This is a genomic window from Delftia sp. ASV31 (genome assembly GCF_016428765.1).
In the GTDB taxonomy this organism is placed as follows: domain Bacteria; phylum Pseudomonadota; class Gammaproteobacteria; order Burkholderiales; family Burkholderiaceae_C; genus Comamonas; species Comamonas acidovorans.
The window spans coordinates 1-302 of the sequence record NZ_JAELTK010000320.1 but is presented as its reverse complement, the minus strand read 5'-3'; the positions used below and the strand labels follow the sequence as shown (position 1 = coordinate 302).

Below are 302 nucleotides of genomic sequence, written 5' to 3'. Positions count from 1 at the left end.
CCCCCCCCCCCCCCCCCCCCCCCCCCCCCCCCCCCCCCCCCCCCCCCCCCCCCCCCCCCCCCCCCCCCCCCCCCCCCCCCCCCCCCCCCCCCCCCCCCCCCCCTTTTCAAGCAGAAGCCGGCATACGAGATCAACGTCAGCGTCTCGTGGGCTCGGAGATGTGTATAAGAGACAGCTGCAGCAGTTGCTGCACGCGCTGGCGGCCCGCCGCATCCAGCCGCTGCAGCAGCATCAGCGGCAGGGCCACGTTGTGCCAGACATCCAGGTGCGGCAGCACATGGAAGGCCTGGAACACGAAGCCG

Annotated in this window: 1 pseudogene; it reads right to left on the bottom strand. The window is 75.2% G+C overall.

The annotated features are described in order from the left end of the window. Positions 1–175 precede the first annotated feature (175 nt). Positions 176–302: pseudogene (locus JHD82_RS29625) on the bottom strand (ABC transporter ATP-binding protein); the annotation flags it as partial.